This window comes from Ruegeria sp. B11 (assembly GCF_056539785.1).
The window spans coordinates 1,026,087-1,051,813 of sequence record NZ_JBQFVO010000001.1 but is presented as its reverse complement, the minus strand read 5'-3'; the positions used below and the strand labels follow the sequence as shown (position 1 = coordinate 1,051,813).

Annotated in this window: 25 protein-coding genes; 16 read left to right on the top strand and 9 right to left on the bottom strand. The window is 53.2% G+C overall.

The window, feature by feature from the left end:
* Window positions 1–16: 16 nt before the first annotated feature.
* The 5 genes from ACR0I1_RS05305 to ACR0I1_RS05285 all read right to left on the bottom strand — a co-directional run bounded on the left by ACR0I1_RS05305 (window position 17) and on the right by ACR0I1_RS05285 (window position 5,721).
* Window positions 17–967: a phytanoyl-CoA dioxygenase family protein gene (locus tag ACR0I1_RS05305; protein WP_170423968.1), complete on the bottom strand. Its 951-nt coding sequence runs from the start codon at window positions 965–967 to the stop codon at window positions 17–19.
* A gap of 10 nt (window positions 968–977) precedes the next feature.
* Window positions 978–2,600 carry a TRAP transporter large permease gene (locus ACR0I1_RS05300; RefSeq protein WP_480705285.1) on the bottom strand — a complete coding sequence of 541 codons (1,623 nt, stop codon included), beginning with the start codon at window positions 2,598–2,600 and terminating at the stop codon, window positions 978–980.
* On the bottom strand, window positions 2,600–3,442 hold the full coding sequence (locus ACR0I1_RS05295) for a TRAP transporter small permease subunit (protein ID WP_255612041.1): 843 nt from the start codon (window positions 3,440–3,442) through the stop codon (window positions 2,600–2,602). The genes ACR0I1_RS05300 and ACR0I1_RS05295 overlap by 1 nt, the downstream gene beginning before the upstream one ends.
* Before the next feature lie 16 nt (window positions 3,443–3,458).
* Window positions 3,459–4,628: a mandelate racemase/muconate lactonizing enzyme family protein gene (locus ACR0I1_RS05290; protein WP_170396173.1), complete on the bottom strand. Its 1,170-nt coding sequence runs from the start codon at window positions 4,626–4,628 to the stop codon at window positions 3,459–3,461.
* 79 nt (window positions 4,629–4,707) lie between these two features.
* The gene (locus tag ACR0I1_RS05285; RefSeq protein ID WP_170396175.1) at window positions 4,708–5,721 is read right to left on the bottom strand and encodes a TRAP transporter substrate-binding protein; all 1,014 of its coding nucleotides are present in this window, start codon (window positions 5,719–5,721) and stop codon (window positions 4,708–4,710) included.
* Window positions 5,722–5,918: 197 nt separating this feature from the next.
* Between ACR0I1_RS05285 and ACR0I1_RS05280 the strand changes: the two genes are divergently transcribed.
* Window positions 5,919–6,569: a GntR family transcriptional regulator gene (locus tag ACR0I1_RS05280; RefSeq protein WP_170396177.1), complete on the top strand. Its 651-nt coding sequence runs from the start codon at window positions 5,919–5,921 to the stop codon at window positions 6,567–6,569.
* Here the strand turns inward: ACR0I1_RS05280 and denD are convergent.
* The gene (denD, locus tag ACR0I1_RS05275; protein WP_480705283.1) at window positions 6,566–7,534 is read right to left on the bottom strand and encodes a D-erythronate dehydrogenase; all 969 of its coding nucleotides are present in this window, start codon (window positions 7,532–7,534) and stop codon (window positions 6,566–6,568) included. The two genes, ACR0I1_RS05280 and denD, sit on opposite strands and share 4 nt — an antisense overlap.
* Complete coding sequence (locus ACR0I1_RS05270; protein WP_480705281.1) at window positions 7,531–8,415, bottom strand: NAD(P)-dependent oxidoreductase; 885 nt, start codon at window positions 8,413–8,415, stop codon at window positions 7,531–7,533. Before ACR0I1_RS05270 ends, denD begins: the two co-directional genes overlap by 4 nt.
* A 190-nt stretch (window positions 8,416–8,605) precedes the next feature.
* Between ACR0I1_RS05270 and ACR0I1_RS05265 the strand changes: the two genes are divergently transcribed.
* The 5 genes from ACR0I1_RS05265 to ACR0I1_RS05245 are packed head-to-tail and all read left to right on the top strand — an operon-like array spanning window position 8,606 to window position 13,540.
* Complete coding sequence (locus tag ACR0I1_RS05265) at window positions 8,606–9,364, top strand: SDR family oxidoreductase (protein ID WP_170635307.1); 759 nt, start codon at window positions 8,606–8,608, stop codon at window positions 9,362–9,364.
* The gene (locus ACR0I1_RS05260; protein ID WP_480705279.1) at window positions 9,361–11,157 is read left to right on the top strand and encodes an IlvD/Edd family dehydratase; all 1,797 of its coding nucleotides are present in this window, start codon (window positions 9,361–9,363) and stop codon (window positions 11,155–11,157) included. Before ACR0I1_RS05265 ends, ACR0I1_RS05260 begins: the two co-directional genes overlap by 4 nt.
* 11 nt (window positions 11,158–11,168) lie before the next feature.
* Complete coding sequence (locus tag ACR0I1_RS05255) at window positions 11,169–12,017, top strand: fumarylacetoacetate hydrolase family protein (RefSeq protein ID WP_480705277.1); 849 nt, start codon at window positions 11,169–11,171, stop codon at window positions 12,015–12,017.
* Window positions 12,018–12,048: 31 nt separating this feature from the next.
* Window positions 12,049–12,933, top strand: a complete 885-nt coding sequence (locus ACR0I1_RS05250) for a 2-hydroxyacid dehydrogenase (RefSeq protein ID WP_480705275.1) — start codon at window positions 12,049–12,051, stop codon at window positions 12,931–12,933.
* A gap of 16 nt (window positions 12,934–12,949) precedes the next feature.
* Window positions 12,950–13,540 carry a LysE family transporter gene (locus ACR0I1_RS05245; protein WP_170609028.1) on the top strand — a complete coding sequence of 197 codons (591 nt, stop codon included), beginning with the start codon at window positions 12,950–12,952 and terminating at the stop codon, window positions 13,538–13,540.
* A 47-nt stretch (window positions 13,541–13,587) separates the two neighbouring features.
* Here ACR0I1_RS05245 and ACR0I1_RS05240 read toward each other — a convergent pair whose 3' ends face one another.
* Complete coding sequence (locus ACR0I1_RS05240) at window positions 13,588–14,355, bottom strand: SDR family oxidoreductase (RefSeq protein WP_170565707.1); 768 nt, start codon at window positions 14,353–14,355, stop codon at window positions 13,588–13,590.
* A 69-nt stretch (window positions 14,356–14,424) separates the two neighbouring features.
* Here ACR0I1_RS05240 and ACR0I1_RS05235 point away from each other — a divergent pair, with 69 nt between their 5' ends.
* The 3 genes from ACR0I1_RS05235 to ACR0I1_RS05225 all read left to right on the top strand — a co-directional run bounded on the left by ACR0I1_RS05235 (window position 14,425) and on the right by ACR0I1_RS05225 (window position 17,249).
* On the top strand, window positions 14,425–15,483 hold the full coding sequence (locus tag ACR0I1_RS05235; RefSeq protein WP_480705273.1) for an L-idonate 5-dehydrogenase: 1,059 nt from the start codon (window positions 14,425–14,427) through the stop codon (window positions 15,481–15,483).
* On the top strand, window positions 15,476–16,294 hold the full coding sequence (locus tag ACR0I1_RS05230; protein ID WP_480705271.1) for a phytanoyl-CoA dioxygenase family protein: 819 nt from the start codon (window positions 15,476–15,478) through the stop codon (window positions 16,292–16,294). Before ACR0I1_RS05235 ends, ACR0I1_RS05230 begins: the two co-directional genes overlap by 8 nt.
* Before the next feature lie 292 nt (window positions 16,295–16,586).
* Window positions 16,587–17,249 carry an IS6 family transposase gene (locus ACR0I1_RS05225; RefSeq protein WP_480705742.1) on the top strand — a complete coding sequence of 221 codons (663 nt, stop codon included), beginning with the start codon at window positions 16,587–16,589 and terminating at the stop codon, window positions 17,247–17,249.
* Between the two features lie 104 nt (window positions 17,250–17,353).
* On the opposite strand, the gene ACR0I1_RS05220 is transcribed toward ACR0I1_RS05225, so the two are convergent.
* A complete protein-coding gene (locus ACR0I1_RS05220) occupies window positions 17,354–18,133 on the bottom strand; it encodes an MOSC domain-containing protein (protein ID WP_480705269.1) in 780 nt (259 codons plus the stop codon).
* A gap of 401 nt (window positions 18,134–18,534) precedes the next feature.
* Between ACR0I1_RS05220 and ACR0I1_RS05215 the strand changes: the two genes are divergently transcribed.
* The 7 genes from ACR0I1_RS05215 to ACR0I1_RS05185 all read left to right on the top strand — a co-directional run bounded on the left by ACR0I1_RS05215 (window position 18,535) and on the right by ACR0I1_RS05185 (window position 25,720).
* Complete coding sequence (locus tag ACR0I1_RS05215) at window positions 18,535–19,854, top strand: extracellular solute-binding protein (RefSeq protein ID WP_170424759.1); 1,320 nt, start codon at window positions 18,535–18,537, stop codon at window positions 19,852–19,854.
* 79 nt (window positions 19,855–19,933) lie between these two features.
* Window positions 19,934–20,881 (top strand): carbohydrate ABC transporter permease, encoded by a 948-nt coding sequence (locus tag ACR0I1_RS05210; protein WP_170567725.1) that lies wholly within the window; start codon window positions 19,934–19,936, stop codon window positions 20,879–20,881.
* Window positions 20,878–21,816, top strand: a complete 939-nt coding sequence (locus tag ACR0I1_RS05205) for a carbohydrate ABC transporter permease (protein WP_010442361.1) — start codon at window positions 20,878–20,880, stop codon at window positions 21,814–21,816. Before ACR0I1_RS05210 ends, ACR0I1_RS05205 begins: the two co-directional genes overlap by 4 nt.
* Window positions 21,813–22,001, top strand: coding sequence for a hypothetical protein (locus ACR0I1_RS05200; protein ID WP_170399676.1), 189 nt, complete (start codon window positions 21,813–21,815; stop codon window positions 21,999–22,001). The genes ACR0I1_RS05205 and ACR0I1_RS05200 overlap by 4 nt, the downstream gene beginning before the upstream one ends.
* A 2-nt stretch (window positions 22,002–22,003) precedes the next feature.
* The gene (locus ACR0I1_RS05195) at window positions 22,004–23,101 is read left to right on the top strand and encodes an ABC transporter ATP-binding protein (RefSeq protein WP_480705267.1); all 1,098 of its coding nucleotides are present in this window, start codon (window positions 22,004–22,006) and stop codon (window positions 23,099–23,101) included.
* On the top strand, window positions 23,094–24,086 hold the full coding sequence (locus ACR0I1_RS05190) for an ABC transporter ATP-binding protein (RefSeq protein ID WP_170511811.1): 993 nt from the start codon (window positions 23,094–23,096) through the stop codon (window positions 24,084–24,086). Before ACR0I1_RS05195 ends, ACR0I1_RS05190 begins: the two co-directional genes overlap by 8 nt.
* Before the next feature lie 11 nt (window positions 24,087–24,097).
* Window positions 24,098–25,720, top strand: a complete 1,623-nt coding sequence (locus ACR0I1_RS05185) for a dihydroxyacetone kinase subunit DhaK (RefSeq protein WP_480570440.1) — start codon at window positions 24,098–24,100, stop codon at window positions 25,718–25,720.
* Window positions 25,721–25,727 lie beyond the last annotated feature (7 nt).

Below are 25,727 nucleotides of genomic sequence, written 5' to 3'. Positions count from 1 at the left end.
TTCCTGGCGGCAGCAGCTAGGCGCAGAACGGTGAGTCCGATGTCCACCGGTGAATATCTATATGCGGCTTGCCGGACAGTCTTGCTCGCGCCGCCTCCCAATTGGACTTGCAGACGCGCCAATCTCGCAGCTCGGTTTCGGGGCGCGATCTGGACCTCGCGATGAAGCTGGGGAAATGATCTCGACCGGTCGGCTGGCCTGCCGCGCTAAAGCGGATGTCGAACGACCAGCGGAACCGGTCCGTTTTATTGATCAGCGAAGCGTGTGGCGTCAAAGGGTGAAACAGGATGATCCCGCCGGCCTTGACAGGAAGGGGCACGGCGCGGCCTTCATCAATGAACCCGTCGGCAATGCCTGTCTGCGTCCGGGCACAATGTGGCAGGATAGATTGGTCTTGTGCCATTGGCAGCACTTGCAGGCAGCCGTTTTCAACCGTTGCATCGTTGACGGCAATCCAAACCGTGACCATGTCGGTCTGATCAGCATCCTCCAGCGCAACCGCTCGGTCCTGATGCCAGTCCGTTGCGGTGATGTGCGCGCGCACCTCGTCCTTGGACAGCTTCAGGGCAGGTGGCTTCAGCCGAACGTGCTGGATTGGATTGCTCACCAACTCTGGCCCGATCAGCTGCTCGACGATGTCAAGCATGGGACGGGCCGTCAGCAAGTCGAACACTGCGGGCCCAATATGGAACGGTGTGTCCGCCATGATCCGATCGCCGGGCAGCGAGATGTCCAGCGGCTGGAAATAGTCGCATCCGGCCTGATAGGCGGACAGAAGTTTGTCCCAGAAGGTCATTCCGGACGGCTCATCCTTGACCAGTCCTTTTTTGTACCAACAGTCATAGAGCCGGTTCAGGACATCCGAGTATTCCGCTTGCACCCGACCCAGGACATCGCGGGGAATTACATCCTCAACCACGAGGTATCCATCGGTCTGGAACTTGCCAATCTGATCTTGTGTCAGCATGGGTGCAACCTCACAACAGCAGCGCGATGATGCCCGGCCAAATCAGAAGAACGGAAAGCGCCAGCAACTGGATCCCGATGAATGGCAGGAAGCCGCGGAAGATATCCGTTAGGCTAATATGCGGCGGGGCCACTGACTTCAGGTAGAACGCGGCCGGGCCGAAAGGGGGCGAGAGGAAGCTGACCTGCATGTTCATACAGAACACGACGCCGAACCAGATGGCGACATGACTCGGCTCCAACTGGCCAAAGACTCCGATTTCCTCGATAGGAAGGCGCAGGACGATCGGCAGAAAGACCGGAATGATCAACAGTACGATGCCGACCCAATCCATGAATGCGCCCATGAACAGCAAGATCAGCATCATTACCAGAATGACCAACATGGTCGGCAGCTCCTGGCCGACGATCAGGTCGGCCACGTATTGGGGCCCACCAGCAATGGTATAGGCACCCGCCAGCGCGGCGGCCCCGATCGTAACCCAGATGATGGTGCCTGTGGATTTTAGTGTCCGCATCAAGCTGTCCCAAACCAGCTCGAACGATCCTTCGCCCCTTAGGATGGCGATGATCAGGACTGCGAAGGCGCCCATGCCTGCAGCCTCAGTGATACCTGTGATCCCGCCATAGATCGAGCCGAGCACGACGCCGATTACAACCAGCGGCGCGACGAGACCCTTGCCCATTTCCCAACCGATTTTTGCGCGCTGTCTGCCAAAGACGAAGAAAATCAGCAGAACGGCGACGATCGTGATGCCGGCAAACCAGGGCAGGTAGTCAGCTGTCCCCAATCGCGCTGGTTCGCCCTGGCTGGCAGCGTTGGAGCCTGACAGCTCGAAAAACGCGGCTCGGATAAACAGAACGGTGGAAAATCCGGCGACGACGATGCTCATGAAGGCACCAAACAGTTTGCGTTTCTCGGCTGGTTCGGGGTCGTTCGGGTCCGGTTCCGGCAGCGGAGCGTGATGAGGATTCAACCGAGTGCGGATGATGATGTACAGGATGATCATCGAGGCCAGCATGAAGCCGGGAATGAAAGACGCGGTGAACAGTGACTTGATCGAGGTTTCGGTGATCAGCCCGTAGATGATCAGAACGATCGAAGGAGGGATCATGGTGCCCAGCGACCCAGAGGCGCAGATGACGCCGATCGCGAGATTCTGATCGTAGCCCAGGCGCAGCATCTGGGGCAGGGCGATAAGGCCCAGCAGGACAACCTCACCGCCGATGATGCCGGACATGGCAGCCATGATCACCGCCATGATCGAGGTCACGATCGCGATGCCGCCGCGTGTTCTGGACAGCCAGACATTCAGCGACGAATACATGTCGCGCGCGATCCCGGACCGCTCTAGCAGCGACGCCATGAAAATAAACAATGGCACGGATATGAGCACGTAGTCCGTTAAGAGCCCGTATATCTTCTGCGCCAGGATATAGAGCGGCCCAGTCCCTGGCCGACCGGTGAGAATCCCGTCGCCGAATGAAAACGGGTTTAAAAGCAGTGTCGGTTCGAACTTGAGCACAAGAACCAGAACCGCAAGCGAAGCCGAGGCCAGACCCAAGGGCATCCCGATCGCCAGAAGCACAATCAGGGCGACCATCAGGATGAGTGAGATTGTTCCAATGTCCATCAGTCTTGTCCCACCGCCCGTTTGATCATTTCAATTTCGTCTTCGTCCGGTTCATCTGTGTGGATTTCCGGTTCTTTGTTCCAATCCGCGACCAAGTTCAAAATTGCTTGCATTGCGACGAGCGTAATCACGATCAGCACCATCGGCTGCAACGTCGCCGGGATCGGAGGATTGAAGGCAGAGCCATAAAGCTCCCATTTGTAGAGCTTGTTGACGAACACCTGTTTGTAGCTGCCGTAGACAAGAAAGAAGGCAAATAGCACGATCAGTATAGTCGAAACCGTATCAAAAACGCGCTGAAGCCAACGTGGAACTGCGTCGTACATCAGGAATATTCGAATGTGACTGCGTTGCTGCATGGCGTAGTAGCCAGACATTAAAAACACAAAGCTGGCGAACCAGAGTGTCATTTCGTTCGCCCACTCGGTCGGCTTCTCCAGGATATAACGCATGAAGACTTCGTAGAGCATGACGACAGTCATGATTGCGATCATCATCATCGTCACTCGACCTATGAACAGGGCGAAACGGTCCATAACCGTCGAGCCTTCGAACTCCATCGTCGCCGGGCGCACGGTCTTGGTACCAATCACTGCAAGAAACGGTAGAAGGACGAGCGCGGCCATGTCGATGATGTCGACATACCCCCCGAATACGCCAGACAATTCGGGCGTAACGTCGCTGCGAAGATATATTTCAGTTACCTGACTTTTGAGGGATTCAGAGGTGTAAGGCAGCCAGTCCAATAGGAATGCGGGAAGATGCCAAACAAGCCAGCTGGCTGTTGCGACGAAGGCCAACGGTATGAGCCATTCAATTAGTCCGCCTGAGTTCTTGTGCATCGCGTAACCCTCGTCCCTATCCTTCGATCCTGTAGTGATCGATAAAGTCTCGGTCCGGCTCGACACCCAATCCGGGGCCAGTCGGGATCGTGACACGGCCGTTGTTGGCCTTGACCTGATTTTGAATTTCCAGCGGTTCGGTCAGCAGATCGTCCCGAAACTTGTTGTCCGTTGTGTCGAACTCCAGCATCGGCTCCCATGGATGCAAGCCGCCTGGAATCGCGGGCATGGCCGCTAGTAAATGCAGATTAGTTGCGACGGCGATGGCGCTACCCCAGACGTGATTTACGACCGGAGTGAAATGTGCGTGGCATAGAGACAGTACCCTGAGATACTCTGAAACACCGCCCAAAGCACAAACCTCTGGCTGCGCGATATCGATGCCACGGTTTTCAAGAAGATTGCGCCATGCCCAGCGATTGAATACCGCCTCTCCGCCCGAGATGTTTACTTTAAGCGAAGTGCGCAGTTCGCGGTATCCGTCAATGTCTTCTGGCGCGACCGGTTCTTCGAACCAATATGCGTCCAGTTCTTCCAGCGCCCGACCGACAAAGAACGCGTCTGAAGTCGTATAGGCATGGTTTGCATCGACCATAAAAGGAAAGTCGTCACCAACTCCGCGTCTAACTGCTTCGCACAGTTTCACATCAGGCTTCGGGCCAAAGCCCGTTTTCATTTTGGTGGCGGTAAATCCCATTGACTTGATCTTAGCGGCTTCATCCTCAAAACGGCTTGCAAGACTAGAAATCGGTTCATCCCGGAGCATCATGCCGTAGCCGTAGCAAGGAACGCTTGCGCGATGAGCCCCGCCGACAAGCTTATGGAGGGGGAGGCCAGAAATTTTGCCGGTGATGTCCCAAAGTGCGATGTCCACCCCGGACAAAGCCTGTATTGGCATTCCGCTTTGGCCATGGTCTCGCAAAAGATTGTACACCTTGTGCCAGATCACGTCTTTGTCCAAAGGGTCCATGCCAAGGACCATTGGTTGGATTACTTTTTCCACGATGGATTTGTTCGCAATGGCTACGTTTCCGGGACCAAAGCACTCCCCCCAACCGGTTACCCCTTCATCTGTCTGAATCTCGACCAGATGGGTTGTACGCTTGTCATAATACTGTTGCGAGTAGCCCAGAACTTCCGGCATGTCGTACTGCAGTACATGACTTATTATTCTGGTGATTTTCATGAAGTTCTGGATCCCGGCGCCGATCCGGAGAGGCCGCAAGTGCGGCCTTTCCGTGTGTCGTAGTTCGATCGAAGCCTGATTACTGCATTGCGCCCAGGTCACGCAGGAAGTTGATGTGGCTTTCCAAAAGCGCCTGTGCTTCAGGTGTCGTTGCGAACTCCGTCCAACCGACCTGAACGGCCGCGCGATACGCTGCCAGGTCTTCAGGCGACCATTCGTACAACTGAACGCCTTTTGCCTTCAGGTCTTTTGCAGTCTGAGCGTTCTGCACTTCATTGATTGTGGCATTGTGCAATGCCAGGCTATCCATTGCGACTTCCATGATCTTCTTGTGATGCGCGGGCATCGCTTCCCAGACGTCTTTGCGACAAGCTAGGTGATCTGCAGGCATCGAGTGGAAACCGGGATAGTTTGTGTGGCCTGCGATCTCGTACAGACCGAGGCCCACATTGTTCGTCAGGTTCGCAGCATCCGCACCATCAATGATACCGGTTTCCAAAGCCGTGAAGATTTCGTTGAAGTCCATCACGATCGGAGAAGCACCAAGTTCCGCGAACACCTTGGTAGCAAGGCCTGGAGGCGAGCGGAACTTCCAATCTTTGAAGTCTTCCACTTTTGCAATCGGCTTGGTCGAAGACAGCGACTCTGGCCCGGGAATCCACCATCCGATGAATTCCATGTCGTAGCCGTTGTATAGATCATTTACAGCTTCTCTTCCGCCGCCATGAAGAAGCCAAGCCATTTGCTGATATGGGTTCTGATATCCGCCGAGCAGGTCGCCCGCAAACTGGAAGGCCGGGTTTTTACCGGTCTGATAGCCGCCGCCCGTCATGTCGCAATCCAGAATTCCTGTAGCTGCGGCATCGAAGGTTTCAACTGATTTGACCACCGAAGAGGAATAGAACATTTCAACTTCGATTTCGCCGTTCGACATTTCCTGAATGTCTTCAACGAATTTTGCAGCCATCTGGCCTGACAGAGTTTCGGGCGAAAAATGGGTTTGAATTCTAAGCTTCGTTGTTTCAGCCATCGCGAAACCGGCTGCCATTGTCGTGGCTACGGCCGCCAGGGCCGCTGTCTTGACTATTTTCATATTGTCCTCCCAGACGTTGAGCGTGCGCGGTGTGGAAGATCTTGCCGCCTCCTTTGCTGTCGCGCAGGTAAACGTTAAGCCGACGAATCGAATGCAACAAGAAAAAATTGAAATTTCTAAAAATTTCGAGATTCTTGCGATAATTCGAAAATAAGGTTAGGACGCTACTTGGACAAAACTTGAAGGTGCATACTGGAATGAACGACGAAATAGATATTTATCAAGATCTTAAGATGCGCCTGATCTCTAATGGATTCGAGCATGGAGCGAAGGTGCGGGCTGAAGAACTTCGTAAAGTGTATGGCTGTTCTGCGAGCGCCGTTCGTGAAGTCCTTTTTCGTTTGGCCGCTGTTGGTTTGGTGGACTTTCAGGAACAAAAAGGTTTCCGCGTGCCAATGCGATCGCCGCAGAAGCTTATCGAATTGACGCACGTCCGTGTTCTGTTGGAGGCCGAAGGCACCGCAATGTCGATCCGTAATGGCGGGGTGGATTGGGAAGCAAGATTGACGGCCGCACATCACAAACTCAGCCATATCGAAAAACGCATTCACGCCACAGACGACCCGAGCGGCCTTATCGAGATATGGTTTGCCTCGGAAAAGGAATTTCACCAAACACTTATTTCTGCCTGTGGCTCGGAAACTTTAAAACAAATGCATAGCCGAGTTTACGCGCAATTCAGACAGCAGTTGATGGTGGCAGACCGGAACTTTGAATTCATTTCTCAGAACATAAGACACCATGCCGATATACTTGAAGCAGCATTGTCAGGGGATGAGCAGTTAACACGAGAGAAAATTCACGATCATCTGGAACGCCACCTAACTGGAAAGACGATGGGCGACTAAAGCCGAAAATCGTCTTCTAAATACACGCGAATGATTTCGTCGAAGCTTGATTCCGCCTCGAACCCCAACTCCAGAGCGCGATCTGTTTGAAAGTCTCGCGGCCAATTCTTGACTATTCGTTCGATTGTCTCGTCGGTTTCTTGCCTGATTAGGCCAACCGCTTCTTGGCCGGCCACTTTGCGCAGAGCTTCGATTTGTTCGGCGACGGTGCAACTTACGCCAGGCATGTTCAATGCGCGTCTGTCATTCAAAAGCTGCGTGTCCATTGTTGCTGCGTGGGTCAAAAAAGTCGCAGCGGCGCGGGGGCTGGCGTGCCAATGGCGAACGGTTTCGGCAACTGGCAAGACAGCCTCATCCCCATTCAATGGCTCTCGGATTATACCCGAAAAGAAGGACGAAGCGGCAGCGTTGGCTTTGCCCGGGCGCACACACAAAGTGGGCAAGCGCAAGGAAATACCGTCGATATATCCTTTCCTGCTGAAATCCGTGATCATCAATTCAGCGGCCGCTTTCTGCGCTCCGTAACTTGTCAAAGGTGCCGAAAGGAACTCATCGCTTATCTTTTCGGGGAATGGTGACCCGAAAACTGCTATGGACGAGGCAAAAACCAGACGAGGTGTGTACTCGTTTCCTGTTGCCTCGTGTTCATCCTTAAGTTCGTTCAGCAGTGCCCACGTTGCCATAAGGTTTACATCCCAACCCAACGCAAAGTCTGTTTCAGCTTGGCCTGAAACGATAGCTGCAAGATGGAAAATGACGTCTGGTCGCTGCTTAGCAAAAGACTTAGCTATGCCTGACGCAGTCAAGTCCCCCACAATTTGACTACCTGCCGCACTGTCGGGCGGGAACGAGAGATCGAACAGTGAGACTTGGGCATCGGCTCCAAAGGTTTCTTGGGTCGACACGCGATGGGCCAGTTTCTGGCCCAGCATTCCTCCGCCGCCTATAATCAGGATCCGCGTCACAGCATTCCGTTCCGTTTTTTGAGTTCTAGATACAAAGCCGAATGATCCAGTTCGGCCCCATCCATTTCATCTATCAGATATTCGAAACGGTCGCGCACAGATCGGGTACTAGGTAGCTCAACGCCAAGGCTTCGTGCTTCCTCCAGCGTGTTGTCCAAATCCTTTAGTTGAAACTTAGACAAACCTCCGGGTGCAAAATTTCCATCAGACATGCGTTCGCCATGTTGTTGCAAGATAATACTATCCGCAAAGCCCCCCTTCAGTGCGGCCCTCAACGCGGAGGGGTCCGCACCACCTTGCTGAGCCAGTAGAGTCGCTTCGGCGACAGCCGATATTGTTACAGCGACAATTGTTTGATTGGCCAATTTGCACAATTGACCAGAACCACTTGGGCCAACGTGTACAGGCCGGCCCATTGCTGTCAGAACTGGTCGCACGCGCTCCATAACGTCCTGATCGCCACCGACCATGATCGCAAGGGTGCCAGCTTCGGCACCTTTGGTGCCACCAGAAACCGGGGCGTCCAGATACAGCACCCCCATCGAGAAAAGCTGCGCGGATTGCTCTCTTGCGTGTTCGGGTTTGGCGCTCGACATATCAATCCAGATCATCCCCGGTCTGAGTTGCTCGCGGAAAGCCTCGTCAGCAAGTAGCGCGCCGGTCGCGTATCCATCCGAGAGCATGGTTATTATTACGTCTGCACCCGAAACTGCCAGCGGGGCAGTTTCCACCAATGTCGCGCCTTCTGCTGTCAACGGTTTGGCCTTGTTCAAGCTGCGGTTCCATACAGTGAGCGGAAACTCGGCGCGCAAAATATTCCGCGCCATAGGAGCTCCCATCAGGCCGGTTCCCAACAGAGCCACTTTGAACTGCTTGCTCATCATCTACTGTCCTTCCGAAGGTGCGCCACGCATGGTTATGGCCAAACCAAAATCTCTGTCATACGCTAACGGCTCTGTGCCCACATGCCAGAAGTCGTTGCAAATCCGCCAAGGTTTCTTTGCTTCTCGGTTGATCTGTGGGACGAAGTAACACTTGTCCAGTAGCCACTTTTGAGGTCGGAATATTTATATGTCAGAAAGACTTAAGGGAAAAAGCGTCCTGGTCACAGCCGCCGCACAGGGGATCGGACTTGCAAGCGCAATTGCAATGGCAAGAGAGGGTGCAAAAGTCTATGCGACGGATATTAACCCTGAACAACTAAATTTGATTCGCGGTCAGAATCTCGAAAATCTCGAAATATTCGAGATGGATGTGACTAATAATGACAGCATTCATCATGGGGTCGCGCGAGCGAAGCCGGACGTTTTGTTCAACTGCGCAGGGTTCGTGCATCACGGAACTATTCTGGATGCAACCGATGAAGAGTGGGATTTCGCCATGGACCTTAATGTGCGCTCAATGGTGCGCACGACAAAGGCTGTATTGCCGGGAATGCTAGAGCGCGGAGGAGGCTCGATAATCAATATGTCTTCCGCGCTGGGTTCCATAATCGGTGCGCCAAATCGTTTTGTATATGGAACGACAAAAGCCGCTGTTGTTGGGCTGACGAAATCGGTAGCCGTGGACTTCATAACAAAAGGAATCCGGTGCAATTGCATTTGTCCGGGAACAGTCGACAGTCCCAGTTGGCGTGACCGCGTAGATGCGTTGGGCGAGCAACTGGGCAGCAGAGAAGAGGCCCTTGCACAATTTGTGGCGCGACAGCCTATGGGGCGTGTAGCGAAAGCAGAAGAGATTGCTGCATTGGTCGTCTATCTGGCGAGCGATGAAAGTGCATTCACCACAGGACACACGCACATAATTGACGGGGGTTGGTCAGGCCAATGACAAAAGTATCAAAAAACGATTTGCGATCTCGCAAGTGGTTCATGAATTCTGAGAACCTTGAGATGACTGCATTGTATCTGGAAAGATACCTGAATTACGGATTGACCCGTGAGGAACTGCAATCAGGCAAACCGATCATTGGCATTGCTCAGACCGGCAGTGATTTGAGCCCCTGTAATCGGCATCATATCGAATTGTCCAAACGTGTTCGCGATGGAATCATCGCCGCCGGGGGAACGTGCATCGAAATACCGGTCCATCCGATACAAGAGACCGGTAAACGGCCAACGGCGTCACTCGACCGCAACCTGGCTTATCTGTCCTTGGTTGAGAGTCTATTCGGGTATCCGATTGATGGCGTTGTTCTGAACATTGGTTGCGACAAGACCACGCCCGCGCTTCTTATGGCCGCTGCGACTGTCAACATCCCGGCGATCGCCCTGTCGGTCGGCCCCATGCTCAACGGCTGGTGGAAAGGTGAGCGCGCCGGATCGGGAACGGTTATTTGGAAAGCGCGCGAAGACCTTGCGGCTGACGAAATCGACACCGATGAGTTCATGGAGATCGCGGCCGCCGCAGCACCTTCGGTGGGTTATTGCAATACGATGGGAACAGCAACGACCATGAATTCGCTTGCTGAGGCCTTGGGTATGCAATTGCCCGGATCAGCAGCCATTCCAGCCCCGTACAGAGAGCGCGGTCAAATCAGTTATGAAACGGGTAAACGCATTGTGGACATGGTCTGGGAGGATCTACGCCCCAGCGATGTGATGACACGTCAGGCTTTTGAGAATGCGATTGTTATCAACTCTGCGATTGGTGGATCGACGAATGCGCCGATCCACCTGAATGCAATCGCTCGGCATCTTGGTGTTCCGTTGACCAACGATGACTGGCAGAAACATGGCCACGACGTTCCACTGTTGGTTAACATGCAGCCTGCGGGTGAGTATCTGGGCGAAGATTACCAACAGGCCGGAGGTGTACCCGCCGTTGTCGGAGAGCTTCTTGATGCTGGATTGCTGCCGCATCCCGATGCGATAACGGTGAACGGTAAGACGATGGGCGATAACTGCTCGACGCGCCGGTCTCAGAATAGCGACGTAATCAAGCCTGTCAGTAGCCCGGTTAAGCAACAGGCGGGGTTCATCAATCTCTCGGGCAACCTGTTCGAGAGTGCGATTATGAAGACGTCTGTGATCTCACAGGCATTTCGAGAGACCTACCTGTCGAACCCGGATGATCCTGATGCATTTGAGGGCAGGGCGGTTGTGTTTGATGGGCCTGAGGACTTTCACCATCGGATCGATGATCCTGCAGAAAACATCGACGCAAACTGTATACTGATTATGCGCGGAGCGGGACCAAAAGGATACCCTGGTGCTGCAGAGGTCGTGAACATGCGGCCGCCCGCATATTTGTTGAAACAGGGCATCGAAGCCCTTCCTTGCATCGGTGATGGACGGCAATCCGGTACATCAGGAAGTCCGTCTATCCTGAATGCCTCACCCGAAGCTGCAGAGGGTGGTGGGTTGGCCTTGGTGCGAAATGGCGACCGACTGCGCATCGATCTTGGAAAAGGCACAGCGGATATGCTGGTTTCGCTTGAAGAGCTGCATGAACGCGCCCGCGATCTGGAGGCAAAGGGTGGTTATTCAACCCCGCCCAACCAATCCCCCTGGCAGGAATTATTCCGCGAAAAAGTAGATCGGTTGGATCGCGGGATGACGCTCAAGGGTGCAGAAAACTACCGCGATATCGCGCGAGGCTTCATGCCACGCGATAACCACTAAAAGGAACAGAAATGAAACTTGTTCGTTACGGCGCCAAGGGCTCGGAAAAGCCAGCCTTGGTCGACTCTGAGGGTCAATTGCGGGATCTGTCCGCTCATATCAATGATATCACGGGGGATATGTTGGATGACGGAATGCTTGATAACCTGCGGTCATTGGATCCGAACAACCTGCCAATTGTAGAGGGTGACCCTCGTATCGCGCCGTGTGTCGGTGACATCGGTAAATTTCTTTGCATCGGTTTGAACTACTCGGACCATGCTGCAGAAACCGGCGCAGATATTCCCGAGCATCCGATACTTTTTTTCAAGGCGAACTCGGCTGTCATAGGTGCCTATGATGATGTTGTTATGCCGCGGGGGTCTACACATACCGACTGGGAATGCGAACTGGGGGTCGTCATTGGTAAGACGGCCAAATACGTTTCCAAGGCCGACGCACTCGAATATGTTGCGGGCTATTGCATCGTAAACGACGTGTCGGAAAGGCATTTTCAAACGCAACTGACCGGTCAATGGACCAAAGGAAAATCCTGCGACACATATGGCCCTACCGGCCCGTGGTTAGTGACCCGGGATGAGGTGCCGGATCCCCAGAATCTTGGTATGTCACTGGATGTAAACGGTCAGCGCATGCAAACCGGGAATACCGCCACGATGATCTTTTCCATTGCCGAGATCATTGAGCATCTAAGCCAACTTTTTACGCTGCACCCCGGTGACGTCATTTCAACCGGAACACCGCCCGGTGTTGGAATGGGGATCAAACCGGAACCAGTTTATCTGAAAAAAGGCGACGTCATGGAGCTTCGTATCGATGGGCTTGGTGTTCAGCGGCAAAAGGTCGGCCAAGATGACTGACTTGTTGCAAATCGGAGGGATCACTGAACGGATGCGAGAACGCCTGTCTTCAGTGTTCAATATTCATCAATTGGACGATTTCAACGCGGAAAGTATTACCCATATCGTAACGAACGGGCATGATGGCGTTCCGCATGACCTAATGATTTCACTCAGTAATCTTAAGATGATCAGCGTCTATGGAGTTGGTTACGACGCCGTCGACGCAAGTGCTGCGGCTGAGCGAGGGATTGTTGTGACTCACACGCCCAATGTGTTGAACAAAGAAGTCGCAACCACCGCCGTTCTGCTGTTGCTGTCATGTTATCGAGAGCTCATACGTGACGATAATTACGTTCGGTCCGGACGGTGGGAAGTTGAAGGTAATGCCCCTTTGACGCGATCAGCGGACAATCAAAAAATAGGCATTCTTGGTCTTGGTCGCATTGGTCAGGCGATTGTTGATAAGTTGGAGCCGTGGGCACCCGAAATCTCATATCACACCCGCAAACAAAAGGATGTCCCGTACCGATATTTCGACAATTTGGTTGAAATGGCAGAGCATGTGGACGTCCTCATATGCATCACGCCCGGCGGCCCGTCGACCAATAGGCTGGTCAACGCTGAGGTGTTGCGCGCGTTGGGGGCAGACGGCACTCTGATAAACGTTAGTCGAGGTTCGGTTGTCGACGAAACTGCTTTAATTACTGCATTGCAAAATGGTGAGCTCGGGTGGGCAGGGCTTGATGTTTTTGAAGACGAACCGCGCGTTCCAGAAGCATTGCGCGAGTTGTCCAATGTCGTTCTGCTCCCTCACGCTGGTAGCGCGACTTTTGAGACGCGTGCAGCAATGGGTGACCTGACTGTCGACAATCTGCTGCAACACCATAAGGACGGATCGGTGATCACAGCTGTGCCGGAATGCAGAGATCTGTAATAGGCCAATCTGAAAAGTGTTTGAGTTTGCTGTCGCGGTTTTCTTTCTGCTGATTACGCCGGGCCCGGGTGTTCTAACAACCGCGGGTATTGGATCAGCATTTGGTTTTCGAGCTGGACTCGCCTTTGTGGCTGGTCTGATGCTGGGCGGGTTCATCAACATGATGTTAGTTGTCTCTGGAGTCGCTGCGGTTGCTTTGGCTGTACCGGTGCTTAGAACTTTGTTGCTATTCGCCTCTGTCGGGTATTTGGTATTTCTCGCCTGGCGTATTGCCAGCGCCGGCTCAAAGGTCGGATTTTCCCCTGCGGTTTCGCCGCTTGGTTTTGCGAACGGTCTGACACTTCAGTTCATTAATCCCAAGGCTTACGTGGTCGGCACAGCATTGTTTTCAGGGTTTGCCTTTTTGCCCGATGCGCCCGTTTGGGAGGTCGTCATAAAAATCGTAGTATTCAATATGATTTGGGTGCCAGTGCACATGATCTGGCTAGGTGCTGGCGCAAAGCTGGGTAGCCTTGATTTAAGCGAGAGATCGCATCAAAGGATCAATATTGCGATGGCCGCTTCATTAATGGTGGTTGTGGTGATTGCATTGGCGTCGGCGCTATGAACGATATCTAAGTCGGTCTTACTTAGCAGGTGATTGGAAACTGCAGATCAAAGTGACGCCGTTATTCCACCATCGACATAGAGAGTATGACCATTGACGAAACTGGATGCAGGGGACGCAAGGAAAATGGCGGCGCCTACAAGTTCTTCTACATTGCCCCAGCGGCCGGCCGGGGTACGTTTCTCAAGCCATGAGCTAAACTCTGGGTCGGCAACCAAGGCGGCGTTCAAAGGTGTATCGAAATATCCAGGTGCAATGGCATTACAGTTTAGACCATACTTAGCCCAATCAGTTGCCATTCCTTTTGTAAGATTGGTCACGGCGCCTTTTGTCGCCGTGTAAGGCGCAATACCCGGTCTTGCTAATGCGGATTGAACCGACGCAATGTTAATGATCTTACCAGACTTTCTTTCAATCATGTGCCGTGCCACAGCCTGACCGACGTGAAAGACGGACGCTACATTTGTCTGTAGCAGGCGCTCGAAGGCATCAGCGGGGAAATCCTGTAACTCCGTCCTATGTTGCATTCCGGCGTTGTTTATCAGGATGTCTATTGGGCCGACTTTTTCTTCAAAGTCGTCCACAGCAGATCGGACACCTTCATGATCGGTTGCATCGAACGAAAGTTCGCGTACCGAGGCACCTGTTTCGCTCAGCTCGGATGCTGCTGACGCTAGTTTAGTGGCATCGCGCCCGTTCAAAACGACCTGCGCACCGGCGGCAGCCAAACCACGAGCCAACGCAAATCCGATGCCTTGGCTAGAGCCTGTTACGAGCGCGCGTGTTCCCTCTAGGCTAAACATTTCAAGCGTCATGCAAAAATCCCTTGGTTGTCAGCACCGACTATCCGTATCTTTTGGCAATCTGTATAGGGAGTCCGTGCAATGTCTTCGGCCAGTGTTGCTGTTGTTATCCATGCCGCAAAAGATCTGAGGTTGGAAAACCGGGATGTGCACGACGTGGGGCCAGACGAAGTCTTGATTGCCATGCGCGCGGGAGGGATTTGCGGCTCTGACCTGCATTATTACAACCACGGTGGTTTTGGTGCGATCAAGTTGCGTCAGCCGATGGTGCTTGGACACGAAATCGCCGGGGAAATAGTGAAAGTTGGATCAAGTGTGCGGGGGCTACACCTAGGTCAGCTGGTTGCAGTTTCTCCATCCCGACCTTGCCAATCCTGCAGTTATTGTCTGAACGGGCAGCAAAACCACTGTGATGATATGAAGTTCTATGGCAGCGCGATGCCGTTCCCGCATATCCAAGGCGCTTTTCAAAGCAAACTCGTAGCGAAAGCCAGTCAATGCGTTCCAGCAGATGGGTTAAGTCCTGCGCAGGCCGCTATGGCCGAACCTTTGGCGGTCTGTTTGCACGCGATTAAACAAGCTGGGAGCCTCTTAGGTAAAACGGTTCTTATCACGGGATGCGGTCCAATCGGCTGCCTCACGATCTTGGCGGCGCGTCGTTCTGGGGCGGCCAGAATAGTGGCGACGGATATCTCGGACCAGACCCTCGCTCTGGCGCGTGGATGCGGGGCAGACGATGTCATCAACACCTACACCGATCCACAAAAACTGGAGCAGTTTGAAAACGACAAGGGTCAGGTTGATGTACAACTGGAGTGTTCCGGGGCTCAATCGGCTCTGGCTTCTGGCGTCGCATGCTTGCGACCGGGTGGAACATTGGTTCAGCTTGGTCTGGGTGGAGATATGACTGTGCCGATGCAGGCGTTGACTGCAAAAGAGATAGTGCTTCGCGGGTCTTTCCGTTTCCATTCCGAGTTCTCAGTCGCGGTCGAGATGATGCGAAGCGGACTAATTAACGTCGACCAGTTGGTGACGCATTCCTTCGAGGTTGGCGAGGCCATCACTGCTTTCGAGGTCGCGTCTGATCGAACCCAATCAATGAAGGTGCAGTTAACTTTTCCGGATAATGACAATGGATAAACGAACGCGTGATATTGCAAAGACTTATGAAAGAGACGGTTTCGTAGCTCCGCTGGATATCCTGACAGCTTCTGAGGTCCAAACGCTGCGCGATGATTTTGAGAAAGCTGAGCACATTCTCAGAGACGACCCAGATAAACTCAAGCTTCTATATTCTTATCCGGACAGGCTGATACCATCATTCGATGCACTACTTCGCCATCCGAAGCTGATTGAGGCTGCTTCAACGGTGTTAGGGCCGGACCTCATGGTTTGGAGCGGTGCACTTTTCGTAAAAGAAGCGCGATCATCGAAGATAGTCTCGTGGCACCAAGACTTGACCTATTGGGGATTGGATGATGCTGAAGAGGTTACCTGTTGGGTTGCGATTTCAGAAGCGTCTGAGCAAAGCGGGTGTATGAAGTTTGTTCCTGGCAGCCACAAAAGCCGTATCCTGCCTCACGTGGACACTTTCAGCGAAAACAATCTGTTATCACGTGGGCAGGAAATCGCAGTCGATGTGAACGAAAAAGATGCAGTTGCTGCCGAATTGCGTGCGGGGCAGGCATCCATGCATCACGGGCATCTCTTTCACGCATCCGGGCCCAATAACACAGACGATAGACGCATTGGTGCGGCGTTGCGTTTCATAAAGCCTTCAATGAAACAGCAGAATGGCGTGAAAACTTTGGTTGCGCTAGTCGCAGGGCGAGATGATTTTGGGCATTTCTTACTTGCGTCCTCCCCTCAGGGCTTTTTGCATGAGAACGATTTCGTTTTGTGTCAAAGGGATGCAGACCGCAAGAAAAAAATACTCTTCGCCGGAGTGTAATGGTTCCCTTCGCAAGTTCAGAACCATTGTTATTTCGACCCGATAGCCGACCTGAAGCGCGAAAACTGGTGGACTTACAAGGGTTATCATCGTCGCTCAGCTTTTCTTCCATCGGGCAAAAAGCTGAAGAGGTAGTCTACGGCAAGCTCGAAATTAGACTGTTCATCGCTAGCTCATAAGGCATTCTGTTTGGTCTTGTCAGAAGAAGTTTGATTAAGCGGGGTAGGGGTGTTGCGTAGCTTTTGCGCATGACCAGACCTGCCTCTTCAAGTACTTCAAAACCAGCCCAGAGATCATCCGCCTTGCGGTGATGCTATACATCCGTTTCCCGCTCTCGCTTCGGAATGTCGAAGATCTGCTGCACGAGCGAGGCATCGACGTGAGCCACGAAACTGTCCGATATGGGTGGAACAGGTTCGGTCCGATCTTCGCCTCTGAGATCAGACAAAAGCGGGTGCAACAACTGCGTGAATTCTCGAATTGGAGGTGGCAGGTGGACGAGGTTTTCGTGAAGGTGATTGGCAAGAAACATTACCTCTGGCGAGCCGTAGATCATGAGGGCGAAGTGCTGGAAGCCGTTGTCACCAAACGTCGAAACAAAGCTGCAGCATTGAAATTTCTAAAGAAATTGATGAATCGACACGGCCAAGCGGAAGCCGTCGTCACGGATCGCTTCGCCGGATACAGAGCCGCGGTCAGAGAGCTGGGCACGCTCGAAAAACAACCGACGGGTAGATGGCTCAACAACCGGGTCGAGAACTCGCACCTGCCGTATCAACAATGCGAGCGCGCGATGCAGGGTTTAAGGCGCATTCGAAGTTTACAGAATTTCGCTTCCGACCATTCCTCCGTATACAACCACTTTAACCAGGAAAGATCCCTCACCAGCCGAGACTCCTTCAAGCTGACGCGAACCGCTGCTCTTGACGAGTGGCGTCAACTTTGTTCCGGATAGGTTCACGATTTTGCGTCAAATTGAGACTGGTTAAAATTCGTCTGACAGCTCCTGCATCCAAATCAATGGGTCCAGAGCCTAGCTGAGATTGGTTCATATTTGTTCTACTGCGTTATCTTTCCATGTTGGCCCACGTTTAGGGTTCCCTTCTCCTGCACCTCTGCGTACACGCCCATATCCATGTGGCCCAAGTGTTTTCGAATAAGGAACGGGATTTTCAGGTCTCGTTCGGCTGTTTGAGGGTTAACTTCGGTAGCGGCACATCTTTTTGTTCGCGAAATTATCCTTAGCTTCACATCGCCAAAGGCCAAGGTTGAGCCGACAGAGTCTAACTCGGAAAATGGAGGTGGTCCGTCCAATTCAATATTTGCACGAAACCTTGCCGGGTGTATTTCCACATTGAGCTCTCTACTAAGTGCATCAACAGACGCTAGGTTGAGAACGGAAATTGCGTTCATCATTTTTGGCGACACGACCGAAACGTCTGTGAATCGATGCGGATGGGAAGAGACAAACACTGGCGGTTCGGGGTCTCTTAAGTCGAGTGTGGTATTGAGGAAACTCGCCGCGTCCAATTGCCCGTTTGGCTCACTCATATCGAAGTGGAGAGTTTTCCTTCCGTGCTTAATTTCCAGCAATTGAGTTTGAGCGTCGAATTTGGTCTGCAGTCCAGCCAGTCTTGCTTCGTTCAAAAGCACAACAAAGCGGTCTTTTCTCAATGGTTTTGGATCTCGAGGGTCGAAACCGGAGTTGTAGCGGGCAAAGCCGAATAGGCGGTCACCAGGAATGCCTTCACCCGCTCGCAGGTTTATGGTGCTTAGTGGTTCCGGGCTCAAACCTTTGATCGGGTAGCGGTTCATCCGGACAATGGTGAGTTTACTCATAATTGGGGTCCTGGCTTGTCGAGATATCCGGGTGGTGGGGCTAGCAAGCGCCCTCCTAGCGATCCTACATTGGAATCTTGGTCGAACGGCAAGAATTGGGCTTCAGCACAATCATGGATAGACTCGGGTTGGCAATGCAATACCGTCGGTGCCTTGATTTGAAGAATTGGCGCGTTTGATTTCGAATTCCTTCTTCCTTTGCGCTTGATGGTCCTGAGTGATCGAGAGGAAGAAAAATATAGTAAAAGCATATAATTACTGGGATACGTTGATGTGTTGGCGGTGATTTTGAGGTACGAACCTCAAAATTTTCTGGACTTGAGGTGCGTACCTCAAATAGCCTTATAGACATGCCGCGATTCGCACATCCTCGAATGACGGCGCAAAAAAGGGAGGAATGGATGACTTACTCAAAACTGGCCTCGGCCAGCGCAATAGTCCTTGCCGCTACTACTCTTTCTACAAGGGCATATGCCGAAGACCTGACACTGTGTTGGGCAGCATGGGACCCGGCCAACGCTCTAGTTGAGCTTTCAAAAGAATTCGAAGCTGAGTCCGGCCATACTATGAACTTCGAGTTTGTGCCGTGGCCAAATTTTGCGGACCGGATGCTGAATGAGCTGAACTCTGGGGGTAAGCTCTGTGACCTGTTGATCGGAGATAGTCAGTGGATCGGCGGGGGCGCTGAAAACGGCCATTATGTAAAACTGAATGATTTCTTCGATGCCGAGAGCATCAGCATGGACGATTTCGCGCCAGCAACGGTTTACGCCTATTCGACATGGCCTAAAGGTACTCCGAACTACTACGCATTGCCCGCAATGGGGGATGCAAACGGCTGGTTCTATCGCAAGGACTGGTTCGAGAATCCGGACATCCAAGCTGCGTACAAGGAAGCAACAGGGCAAGATTTGCGTGAACCTCAGTCTCAGAAAGAATTGCTGCAAATCGCGCAGTTTTTCCAGGGTCGTGAGATCGATGGAAAGACGGTTTACGGTGCGGCGATCTTTACTGAGCGTGGTTCCGAAGGGATCACCATGGGTGTGACCGGAGCACTCTATCCGTGGGGCTTCAAATATGAAAACACACCAGGATCCTACGATATGGAGGGTGCCGTAAACTCGCCCGAAGCAGTCGAAGCGCTAGAGTTTTACAAAGAATTCTACAAAACAGCGACACCCCCAGGATACACAAACTCCTACATGGGCGAGAGCTTGGACGCCTTTAAGTCCGGTCAGGTCGCCATGGCTATGAACTGGTTCGCGTTCTTCCCGGGTCTCTATGCCGATCCCAATACCGGTGGTGACAAGATCGACTTCTTCGTCAACCCACCACAAAATCAGGCAGGCTCGACACTGGGCGGACAAGGTATCTCTGTTGTCAGCTACTCTGACAAACAGGACGCCGCGCTTGAGTACATTAAGTGGTTCGCGCAGCCAGAAGTTCAGGCCAAATGGTGGGAACTAGGCGGCTACTCGGCACATAATTCGGTGCTGGAAGATCCTGGTTTCGTAGACAGCCAACCGTTCGCCGGTGACTTCCTGGAAGCAATGGCTGGGGTGCAGGATTTCTGGCAAGAGCCTGCCTACGCGGAACTGCTGCTGGCAATGCAGAAGCGCATCCACGACTACGTGGTTGCCGACCAAGGCACAGCTCAAGAAGCGCTTGATCTTCTGATCGAAGATTGGACGGAAGTCTTCGAAGACGAAGGCAAGCTTTAGTCCGGACACAGGCAGGAGCGGGTGCAAACCCGCTCCACCTTCACCCGTGAGTCCTATACCAACAAGAACTGGCAAAGAGATGTCTGACAGGACCGTAGATCGCGTTGCGCAGGCAACGCCCGAGCGAGTTGCGCGAAAAATTCGGGGGTTATCCGACCGCGCGATCGCCTGGGTATTCATCTCCCCAACGATATTTCTACTGCTGGCGATCAATATCTTCCCTTTGATCTGGACCATCCAACTGAGCTTTACCAACTACAAGGCCAACCGGATCGGCCGTGAAGTCAAAGATGTCGGGCTCAGGAATTACGAGCGTATCCTGACAGACTCGGACACATGGCTGAATATGCAGGCGACGGCGCATTTCCTGTTCTGGACGATCTTTTTCCAGGTCCTTATCGGATTTACTCTGGCGTGGTTGATCAACAAGAAATTCAAGGGCAACGATCTTTGGACCACGATCATCGTGCTGCCGATGATGCTGTCCCCGGCCGTTGTCGGAAACTTCTGGAAGTTTCTCTATCAGCCTCAGATCGGCCTGTTTAACTACATCGTATCGTGGTTTACCGGCAAAGACCCGTCGAGCTTTGAGATGCTCGGGTCCGTAACGCTGGCGCCCTGGTCCATCGTGATTGTCGACACCTGGATGTGGACCCCCTTCGTGATGCTCATCTGTCTGGCCGGGCTGCGCAGTATTCCCGATTACATCTACGAGGCAGCTGAGATCGACAGGGCCAGCAAGCTGCGCCAGTTCTTTACGATTACCATCCCGATGGTCCTGCCATTCCTCATGTTGGCGGTGCTGTTTAGAGGGATCGAGAACTTCAAGATGTTCGATCTGGTGGTGCAACTGACGGGCGGCGGGCCAGGGTCTGTTACGGAGCTGACCTCCATCAATTTGAAGCGCGAAGCCTTTGAGAAATGGCGCACGGGTTATGCCTCGGCCTATGCGATCATCCTTTTCGTCACCGTGTTCGGCCTCGCGTCGATCTACGTCAAAGCCCTGAACAAGGTGAAACAGAGATGAGCAGTTTTTCCGTCACCGAACCTTCGAACCGTTCAAAGTGGATCGCCGGGTTTCTGGTTATCACCTATGCGCTGATCACGATGATCCCGCTGGTTTGGATTTTGCTAACTGGCTTCAAGTCTCCAGCCGATGCGATCAGCTACCCACCCAAGGTTGTCTTTGATCCAACGCTTGAAGGCTATGTCAATCTCTTCACCACTCGCACACGGCAGACGCAGGAGTTCCTGGAAGCCAACCCGCCACAGAACTGGGCCGATGAGATCGTCCGGCAATATGACATGGTTATTGTCGGGCCATCCAAGTTTGGCGAGCGTTTTATGAATTCGGTGATCATCGGGTTTGGATCGACGTTTCTAAGCATCTTCCTTGGCACCTTGGCTGCTTATGCATTCAGCCGTTTCAAGGTGCCGCTCAAGGACGACCTTCTGTTCTTCATCCTCAGTACGAGAATGATGCCCCCGGTTGCCGTTGCGATCCCAATCTTCCTGATGTTCAGAAACCTCGGTCTAAGCGACACGCATTTGGGGATGATCCTTCTCTATACGGGTGTGAACATCTCGTTGGCTGTTTGGCTGCTGAAAGGGTTCATCGACGAAATCCCGCGAGAGTATGAGGAAGCGGCACTAATAGACGGCTACACCCGGTTTCAGGCGTTTTACAAAGTTGTACTGCCGCAGGCTGCGACGGGTATCGCTTCGACAGCGATCTTCTGCCTTATCTTTGCATGGAACGAGTATGCGTTTGCCGTGTTGCTGACATCCGCGAATGCGCAGACCGCGCCGCCCTTTATTCCCACCATCATCGGGATCGGTGGGCTGGATTGGCCTGCAGTTGCGGCTGGTGCCACGATATTCCTGATTCCGGTCATGATTTTCACCATCCTGATGCGCAAACACCTGCTGCGCGGGATCACATTCGGAGCGGTGCGCAAATGAGCGAGTTTCTATCAGGATTAATGCGTTTTCGCCGAGGCCCATGGGAGATGGTCGCGACCATCCTCATCGCGGTCGGCGTATTTATGCTGATGCAACCGTTCGTCCTTTGGGCGTTCACTTATTCCTTCATCGTTACGCTGATCGGAACTGTCATGTTCATCATCGTCAGCCATTTTCCGGAGTAGAAATGGCCCAGATCGTTGTCAAAAACGTAAAGAAGATGTTCGGCGATTTCACCGCTGTGCGGGAAAGCTCGTTCACGATTGAAGATGGTGAATTCTTCATGCTGCTTGGTCCATCGGGCTGCGGCAAAACAACGACGCTGAGGATGATCGCAGGCTTGGAGCTTCCAACATCGGGTGAGATCTATCTCGACGGCGAAGAAATCAGCCAGCGACCCCCATCAGAGCGAGACATTGCATTCGTGTTCCAGATGTTTGCGCTGTATCCCCACATGAACGTGCGCAAAAATATCAGCTATCCGTTGATATCGCAGGGGATGCCGCGCTCGGCTGTTAAAGCCAAAGTGGAAGAAGTTTCCGAAATTCTGGGGATAACAGACATTCTGGACAACCCTGTCGGCGGGCTTTCTGGTGGGGACAGACAGCGCGTCGCGCTTGGACGCGCGATTGTGCGTGAACCCAAAGCATTCATGATGGACGAGCCTCTAGGCGCATTGGATGCTGAGTTTCGCGAGCATATGGCTGAGGAACTGCGTGCACTTCATGATCGCATGGGTGCGACCACGGTGTATGTCACGCACGATCAGCTGGAAGCCATGCAGATGGGCGACAAGATCGTCGTGATGAACAAAGCCGAAATAGAGCAATTTGGCACGCCTCAGGAAATCTACGACAAGCCCTCGACAATGTTCGTCGCAGACTTCATTGGGTCTCCGTCAATGAATTTTTTGCCGTTTCGGGGCAAGGTCGCACCCGGCTCTGAGTTGGTCCGGTTGAACGGACACGATGAGGCTGTTCCCAAACTGATGGAAGGGGCCGAGGGAGATCTGGTGTTTGGTGTTCGTCCCGAGCACGTGTTTCTGTCCGACACAAGCGACTATAGGGCCAAAGTTCTGGCGGCAGAATACCTTGGGACAACTCAAATCGTAACGCTACAGAGTCCGAATGGAGAGCTGAAAGCCCGTATTGATGCGCGCGAGACGGTAAATCCCGGCGAAACTGTGGGTCTGGAGTTTAGGTCTCCGACCATCACGCTGTTCAAAGAGTCCACGGGCAAAGCTCTCAGGTCGGTTCTGAACGATGAGGTATTGGGTCATGGCTGAAGTCGTTCTGGAAAGCATCTCAAAGTCCTTCGGCAGCCTGAAGGCAGTCGATGATATCTCGGTTACGATCCCCGACGGCGCTTTTGTCGTGCTGCTGGGCCCGACTGGCGCCGGAAAGACGACTACACTAAGGTTGATTTCCGGGCTTGAAAAACTCGATTCCGGCTCAATTCACATAGCTGGTCGGGATGTGGGGTTTGAAACGCCCGCTCAACGTGATGTTGCGATGGTTTTCCAGCAGTACTCACTTTACCCGCATATGACGGTGCGCGAAAACCTGTCTTTTCCGCTACGATCTCCGATCCTAAAGACACCAGAAGACGAAATCACAAAGAAAGTGAATGAAGTCGCAGAGATACTTCAAATCCCGCATAAGCTGGACAACAAAGCTACCGAACTGTCCGGCGGCGAAATGCAACGGGTGTCGATTGGGCGAGCGCTGGTGCGCGATCCACAGATTTTTTTGATGGACGAGCCGCTCAGTTCGTTAGATGCCAAGCTGCGTGCGGACTTGCGAGTTGAGTTGAAGAGAATTCAGGCGGATTTGGGGTCCACGCTTCTGTACGTGACCCACGACCAGGTTGAAGCGATGACCATGGCAACGCATATCGGCGTGCTGGAAGAGGGCAGATTGGTTCAGTACGGTACGCCTCGGGACATCTATGAAAACCCGCGCAGCGTCTATGTCGCCAGCCGTTTGGGATTGCCGCGGATCAATATTCTGCCATCTCACTTGTTTGGCGGGAACCATAAAGGCCCTCAGATTGGCTTACGTCCCGAGCATATCGTGGAAGGCGAGGGCAGTGATGCTCGTGTCATCCGGGCCGAACATCTGGGTGACCAAACGCGATTGCATCTAGATTTGAACGGCCACTCGGTCGTGACCTTGATCGATGTTCATCAGGATTACCCCGCTGGGCAAACGATAAAAATAAGCCCGCACAACCCATTGTATTTTGACGCCTCTGGCGCACGCGTGACTTAAGGAGCAAAAGCATGGCCCAGTTCCTCAACACCAAAGAAACCCTTGTAACAGAGGCGATTGACGGTCTTTTGGCCGCTTCTGGCGGCGCATTGACCCGATTGGACGGCTACCCGCATATCAAGGTGGTTTACCGCTCTGATTGGGACAAATCCAAGGTGGCATTGGTGTCTGGTGGCGGGTCTGGTCACGAACCTGCTCATGCTGGGTTTGTCGGGGCTGGCATGCTGACTGCGGCTGTGTGTGGAGAGGTGTTTGCATCGCCTTCAGTTGAGGCGGTTCTTGCGGGCATTCTGGCCGTGACCGGTGAGGCGGGGTGTTTGCTAATTGTGAAAAATTACACTGGTGATCGGTTGAACTTTGGGCTTGCGGCAGAACGCGCCCGCGCCTTGGGGCGCAAGGTTGAGATGGTGGTAGTCGATGATGACATCGCCTTGCCGGATCTGCCGCAGCCGCGTGGTGTGGCCGGGACCTTGTTCGTACACAAAATTGCAGGCGCGCTTGCGGAAGATGGCGCTGACCTGGACACAGTGACCAAGGCTGCAAAAAGCGTCATCGGTAAAGTGGTCAGTATCGGGATGAGCCTCGATACCTGTACCGTTCCGGGATCTCCGAAAGAGGACAGGATTGCACCGGGCAAAGCCGAGTTGGGCTTGGGAATCCATGGCGAACCGGGTGTTGAGCAGGTGGATTTTGCCAACGCGGTCACGGCTATGTCCACCGTCGTAGGAAAGTTAAAACAACGGATTAGCTCGGGGGAATGTGTTGCGTTGGTTAACAACCTCGGGTCTACAACCCCACTGGAAATGTCCGTGTTGACGCACGCGTTATCCGAAACAGGGATGGCGCGTCACATTATCGGTCCTTCGCCAATGATGACATCTCTGGACATGCACGGATTCTCTGTTTCTGTCTTGCCCGTGAGCGAAGGCGAACTGTCGGCGCTTGAAGCTCCGGTAGCTCTCGTGGCATGGCCAGGCGTCAATTCTATTGATCCAATTCAAGTCGCGCCTTTGCCTGATGGCTTGACACCGATTGATCCTATTCCATCCAACAATCCTGCGACGAAGGAAACGATCACGCGATTGTCCGAATTGATGATAAATGCTGAGAAGGACCTGAATGAGTTAGATGCCAAGTCCGGCGATGGAGATACCGGCAGCACATTGGCAACTGCGGCCAGGGCTCTGCAGGGTAGTCTGGACCGAATGCCACTTGCGGATCTGACGCAACTTTTTCCGGCTTTGGGCAACGAACTCAGCCAAACAATGGGTGGTTCTTCAGGGGTCATTCTTGCCATCTTTTTCAATGCAGCAGGAGACGCCTGCGCCAGTGGCGCATCGATCCCGAAGTCTTTGGTGGAAGGTTTGAACCGCGTCAGCCAGGTTGGGGGCGCGAAGGTCGGCGACAGGACAATGATCGACGCGTTGGCACCCGCTTTGGACGCTCTGCCTTTGGGATTGGTCCAAGCTGCACATGCAGCGCGCGAAGGCGCGGACAGCACTGCAAATATTCACCGTGCCAAGGCCGGTCGGGCCGCTTATGTTCCCGAGGAAAACCTGATGGGAAACAACGACCCTGGCGCTGAAGCCGTCGCCTTGCTGTTCGAGGGGTTGGCGCAGGAGATTAAAGGCTGAACGACAC